General features: G+C 70.3%; 4 protein-coding genes and 1 riboswitch. Of the genes, 2 read left to right on the top strand and 2 right to left on the bottom strand.

Going from position 1 to position 5,738, the window contains the following annotated elements:
• On the top strand, positions 1–702 hold a 702-nt coding region (locus tag ACFU99_RS30695; protein ID WP_384398217.1), incomplete at its 5' end, for a M23 family metallopeptidase.
• 92 nt (positions 703–794) lie between these two features.
• On the opposite strand, the gene pcrA is transcribed toward ACFU99_RS30695, so the two are convergent.
• Complete coding sequence (gene pcrA, locus ACFU99_RS30690; RefSeq protein WP_384398215.1) at positions 795–3,332, bottom strand: DNA helicase PcrA; 2,538 nt, start codon at positions 3,330–3,332, stop codon at positions 795–797.
• 254 nt (positions 3,333–3,586) lie between these two features.
• A riboswitch (cyclic di-AMP (ydaO/yuaA leader) is annotated at positions 3,587–3,775 on the top strand.
• Positions 3,776–3,782: 7 nt separating this feature from the next.
• On the opposite strand from pcrA, the gene ACFU99_RS30685 reads away from it, so the two are divergent.
• Entirely contained in the window at positions 3,783–4,994 is a 1,212-nt protein-coding gene (locus ACFU99_RS30685; RefSeq protein WP_384398213.1) for an NlpC/P60 family protein, read from the top strand.
• 64 nt (positions 4,995–5,058) lie between these two features.
• On the opposite strand, the gene ACFU99_RS30680 is transcribed toward ACFU99_RS30685, so the two are convergent.
• On the bottom strand, positions 5,059–5,412 hold the full coding sequence (locus tag ACFU99_RS30680) for a hypothetical protein (RefSeq protein WP_384398211.1): 354 nt from the start codon (positions 5,410–5,412) through the stop codon (positions 5,059–5,061).
• Between the last annotated feature and the right edge of the window lie 326 nt (positions 5,413–5,738).

The raw sequence follows: 5,738 nt of genomic DNA, 5'->3' as shown, positions 1-5,738 counted from the left end.
CTCCTGACCATCGCGGTCCCCTCCGTCGCCGCCATCGGCGTCGCCGGGATCGCCGCGGCGAGCGTCACCGGAAACGGAAGCGGCGGCGACGGCAAGAGCACCGAGGCGTCGGCGCCCGACCCGGCCACCGTCAAGCCGTCCGCCGCCAACAGCAAGCTGGACACCCAGCTCGCCGGGGTCAGCAGGGACGCCGACGACTTCGCCGACCGGGCCAGCCGCACCCAGCAGCGGATCGACCTCAAAGCCCGCCAGGCCGAAGAGAAGAAACGAAAAGCCGATGAAGCGCGCCGCAAGGAGGCCGAGCGCCCCAAGATCCTGCTGCCGGTGAAACAGAAAGGGCTCAGCGCCTACTTCGGGCAGGCGGGCGTCAACTGGATGTCCGTGCACACCGGCATCGACTTCCCGGTCGGCTACGGCACCCCTGTGATGGCCGCGACCGACGGCACCGTGCGCACGCAGTACAACTCCGCCTACGGCAACATGGCCATGGTGACCTCCCCCGACGGCACCGAGACCTGGTACTGCCACCTGAGCAGCAACAAGATCCGGTCCGGCACGGTCAAGGCCGGCGACGTCATCGCCTACTCCGGCAGCTCGGGCAACTCCACCGGCCCGCACATGCACTTCGAGGTGCGCCCCGGCAGCGGCGCGGCCATCGACCCGCTGCCCTGGCTCCGCTCCCACGGCCTCGACCCGACGTAAGCACGGAGCCCGTGGGCCGAGCCCGTCGCCGAAGCCCGGCCCCGCCCCCGTACCGCCGCTGACGCCCGTACGCCCGTACGCCCGTACGCCCGCTACAGCTTCTCGACCGGCGCGTACCGCAGCAGCAGCCGCTTCGGCTTCGCCTCGCCGAAGTCGATCGTCGCCTCCGCGTTGTCCCCGCTGCCCTTGACCGTCACGACCGTGCCGAGCCCGAACGAGTCGTGCGTGACCCGGTCGCCGACCGCCAGCTGGACCACCGGGCGGTCGCCCGCCCGGCGCGTCGCGAAGCCGCTCGGGCCCGCCTTGGAGCGCGACGAGGAGAGCGAGGACATGATCCCGCCGCCGGAACCGCCCGATCCGCCCGATCCGCCCGAGCTTCCGGAGCCCGACCGGCCCGAGCCGACCGACCCCATCGACGCCGAAGGCGTCGCGGGACCGGTCCGCTTCCACTTCACGTACTCCTCGGGGATCTCCTCCAGGAAGCGGGAGGCCGGGTTGTAGGACGGCTGGCCCCACGCGCTGCGCATCGTCGACCGGGTCAGATACAGCCGCTCGCGCGCCCGCGTGATGCCCACGTAGGCGAGCCGCCGCTCCTCCTCCAGCTCCTTGGTCTGGCCGAGCGCCCGCATGTGCGGGAAGACGCCGTCCTCCAGGCCGGTCAGGAAGACGACGGGGAACTCCAGACCCTTCGCCGTGTGCAGCGTCATCAGCGTGACGACGCCGCCGCCGTCGCCGTCCTCGTCCGGGATCTGGTCGGAGTCGGCGACCAGGGCCACCTTCTCCAGGAAGTCCGCCAGCGTGCCCGGGTTCTCCTCGTCGCGCTCCTGCTCGAACTCCAGGGCCACAGCGGCCAGTTCCTGGAGGTTCTCGATGCGGGTCTCGTCCTGCGGATCGGTGGACGCCTGGAGCTCGGCGAGATAGCCCGTGCGCTCCAGCACCGCTTCCAGTACGGTCGCGGGCCCGGCGCCCGACTCGACGACCGTGCGCAGCTCCTCCATGAGGACGTTGAAGCGCTTGACGGCGTTGGCGGAGCGGGCCGCCATGCCGTACGCCTCGTCGACGCGGCGCAGGGCCTGCGGAAAGGTGATCTTCTCGCGCAGCGACAGCGCGTCGATCATCGCCTCGGCGCGGTCGCCGATGCCGCGCTTGGGCACGTTGAGGATGCGGCGCAGCGGGACGGTGTCCTCGGGGTTGGCGAGGACGCGCAGGTAGGCGAGGACGTCGCGGACCTCCTTGCGCTCGTAGAAGCGGACGCCGCCGACGACCTTGTAGGGCAGCCCGACCCGGATGAGGATCTCCTCGAAGACACGGGACTGGGCGTTGGTGCGGTAGAAGATCGCGACGTCGCCGGCCTTGGCGTCGCCCGCGTCCGTGAGCCGGTCGATCTCGTCGGCGACGAACTGGGCCTCGTCGTGCTCGGTGTCGGCGACATAGCCGGTGATGGTGGCGCCGGCCCCGGCCTCGGTCCACAGGTTCTTGGGGCGGCGGTTCTCGTTGCGCTCGATGACGGCGTTGGCGGCGCTGAGGATGGTCTGGGTGGAGCGGTAGTTCTGCTCCAGCAGGATCGTCGTCGCGTCCGGGTAGTCCTCCTCGAACTGGAGGATGTTGCGGATGGTCGCGCCCCGGAACGCGTAGATCGACTGGTCGGCGTCGCCCACGACGCACACCTCGGCGGCCGGGACCTCGTCCGTGCCGGCGCCCACCAGCTCGCGCACCAGGGTGTACTGGGCGTGGTTGGTGTCCTGGTACTCGTCCACCAGCACGTGCCGGAAGCGGCGCCGGTAGTGGTCCGCGACGTCCGGGAACGCCTGGAGCAGGTGGACCGTGGTCATGATGATGTCGTCGAAGTCCAGCGCGTTCGCCTCGCGCAGCCTCGCCTGGTACATCGCGTACGCCTCGGCGAGAGTCTTCTCGAATCCGTCGGCGGCTTGCCCGGCGAACTCCTCCTCATCGATCAGCTCGTTCTTCAGGTTCGAGATCTTGGCGCTGAAGGACTTGGGCGGGAAGCGCTTCGGATCGAGGTCCAGGTCCCGGCAGACCAGCGCCATCAGCCGCTTGGAGTCGGCGGCGTCGTAGATCGAGAAGGATGAGGTGAAGCCGAGCTTCTTCGACTCGCGGCGCAGGATGCGCACACAGGCGCTGTGGAAGGTGAGCACCCACATCGCGTTCGCCCGGGGGCCGACGAGGTCGCCGACGCGCTCCTTCATCTCGCCCGCGGCCTTGTTGGTGAAGGTGATCGCGAGGATCTGGCCGGGGTGCACGCCGCGCGCGCCCAGCAGATGCGCGATCCGGTGCGTGAGCACGCGCGTCTTGCCGGATCCGGCTCCGGCGACGATCAGCAGCGGCCCGCCGCTGTGCACCACCGCGGCGCGCTGTTCCTCATTGAGCCCCTCCAGCAGCGCGGCGGGGTCGATGACGGGCCGGGGCGCGCCGTCCCGGTAGTACGCGTCGCGCGCTCCGGAACCGCCCTGTCCCGAGGCCGGGCCGGACCGCTGTACGGGCGCGTCGAAGGCGCCCCCGAAGAGGTCGTCCGGCACCGGCTCCGGTGCGGCGTCCTCGGGCGGCGGCGGGGGCTCCTCGCCCGAAGGTTCGAGGTCCGCCAGGAAGCTGTCGTCAAAGAGGCTGCTCATCGCCCACCGAGTCTAGGCCGCCCCACCGACACGCGGCTCCGCCTGTGGAAAACAGGGGGCGGAGGGGCCGGAGACAGGGACGGAAAGCCGCCGCCAAGAGCCCCGAACCAGGCGAAGACGGGCAGCTCAGGACGCGGAAGACAAAGTCACGGAACGGTTCCGGCATATCGCACACCAGCCTTCACAGCGGCACCACACGTTGGCTACGGTGCTCGCTCAGGCAGCCCGTCCCCCCGCCGACGTCCCGTCTGCACGGGCCGCCAACGCCGAGTCCGGCCGCGCCGCGAGGCGCCCGGAGCCGGGGACCCACACGCACCACCGGGGTGAATCGGCCCGTACGCACGCGTGGCGCGCCCGTGCGCCCGTACGGACCGTAGGGCACAAACCTTCCAAACCCGCCCGAACCCGACAGCTAACCCGGTAGGCGGTCCACGGAAGGAGTCGCCTCCCTTGGCGTCACACCGCAAGCCCCGCAGGACCGGGTACGGGCCGCTCGACACGCCCACCCGCCGCCGCACCGCCGTCGGCCTCACGACCGCGGCCCTGGCCTCCGCCACCCTGCTCTCCCAGACCGCGCACGCCGCTCCGGGCCGCCCCACAGCCCCCAAGCCCTCCGTCGAGGAAGTCCAGCGCCATGTGGACGCCCTGTACCGGCAGGCGGGCACGGCCACGCAGGAGTACAACGCGGCCAAGGAGCGTACGGACGCGCAGAGCGGCAAGGTCGACCGGCTGCTCGACGACGTGGCCAAGCGCACCGGGAAGCTCAATGACGCGCGGCGCGCGCTCGGGGCGTACGCCGCGGCGCAGTACCGCGACGGCGGCATGAGCCAGACCGCGAACCTGCTGTTCGCCTCCGACCCGCAGAGCTGGTTCGACCAGACGCATCTGATCGACCGGATGACCGGCCGGCAGGAGCAGGCCGTACGGGAGTTCCGTACGCAGCAGAAGACAGCGGCCAAGGACCGGGGCGAGGCGGTACGGAACCTGGCCGCGCTCACCGATTCGCAGAAGCAGCTGAGGGCGAAGAAGGAGACAGTCCAGGGCAAGCTCGGCGAGGCGCGGGAACTGCTGTCGAAGCTGACGGCCCAGGAGAAGGCGCGGCTGGCCGAGATCGAGCGGAAGAAGGAGGCGGCGGCCAAGAAGAAGGCCGAGGAACTGGCGAAACGCCAGGCCGAGAAGCGCAAACAGGAAGAGGCCGCGAAGAAGAAGGAGCAGGGCTCGGGATCGGGCTCTGGATCGGGCTCGGAAAGCGGCCACAAGGGAGACGGCTCCGACTCCGGGGCCCCCTCCGGGTCTCACTCCGGGACGCACTCCGCCAAGGCCGACAAGGCCATCGCCTTTGCTCGCGCACAGATGGGCAAGCCGTACGTGTGGGGCGCCACCGGGCCCAATTCGTACGACTGCTCGGGGCTGACCCAGGCGGCGTGGAAGGCGGCCGGGGTCGATCTGCCGCGGACCACCTGGGATCAGGTCAAGACCGGGACGCGGGTCGCCACGGATGATCTCCAACCGGGTGACCTGGTCTTCTTCTACGACGACATCAGCCACGTCGGCATGTACATCGGCGACGGGAAGATGATCCACGCGCCGAAGCCGGGGGCGAGCGTGCGGGTGGAATCGATCTTCTACATGCCGATCTACGGGAGCGTGCGACCGGCGTAGATCACACCCTCCCGAGCGCTGGGGGCCTGTCTCACGCCCCCTTCGGGGGCCCGGCCGGAGCCGATCACGTCCACAGCAGGGCGATGAAGATGTTGGCGACGGTCAGGGCCCCCACGATGCCGAAGACGGGCGGCTCCACCTTCTCGTCGTCCCGCTTCACATAGACCAGGCCGAGGATCACGACCAGGAACGCCAGCTTGATTCCGATCTTGACGGTGTTGAGCGAGTAGTCCTGCGACTGGTCGAGACCGACCAGCGCGACGCCCGTCACCAGCATGGTCAGCGCGCCGTGCAGCATCGCCGGGACCATGCGCGCCTCGCCCTTGCCCATGGCCTTCATCTGGGTGAGAAAGCCGCCGAGCAGGGCCGCGATGCCGATGATGTGCAGGCCGACGACGGCGTGAATCAGTACGTCCATGAGGCCCGACAGTATCCGGGGCCTTATCACCCGCCGGCAGTCAGGTCAGCCTCATTCGCCGCTTCGATCAAGGGCGGCCGAAATCTTCCCGTACGAGCGCGAGTGGAGCGATCGCGTGCGGTCACCGTGCGCACGGTTTCATCCAATAGCGGTCATGCCCGCGCAGCCCCGTGACGGTCGGGCCTAGCGTCCTGCCCCAGGTGACCGGCTCCCCACTGGCGCCGTCCGAGCGAGCGGGCCCCGCCAGGGCCCGTACCGCGCCCGGACGGCGACTGTCGGCCACCGCGTCGAGAAAGCCCGGCGGCGGCCCGCCCCCCTATTACGGG

This window comes from Streptomyces sp. NPDC057654 (assembly GCF_042800135.1).
Lineage (GTDB): Bacteria > Actinomycetota > Actinomycetes > Streptomycetales > Streptomycetaceae > Streptomyces.
The sequence above is the reverse complement of the archived record's forward strand: the minus strand, read 5'-3'. Positions and strand labels throughout refer to the sequence as shown.

What these genes read in the sequence shown, in the direction of transcription:
- pcrA (WP_384398215.1), bottom strand. Translation starts at nt 3,332, where the DNA reads ATGAGCAGCCTCTTTGACGACAGCTTCCTGGCGGACCTCGAACCTTCG.
- ACFU99_RS30680 (WP_384398211.1), bottom strand. Translation starts at nt 5,412, where the DNA reads ATGGACGTACTGATTCACGCCGTCGTCGGCCTGCACATCATCGGCATC.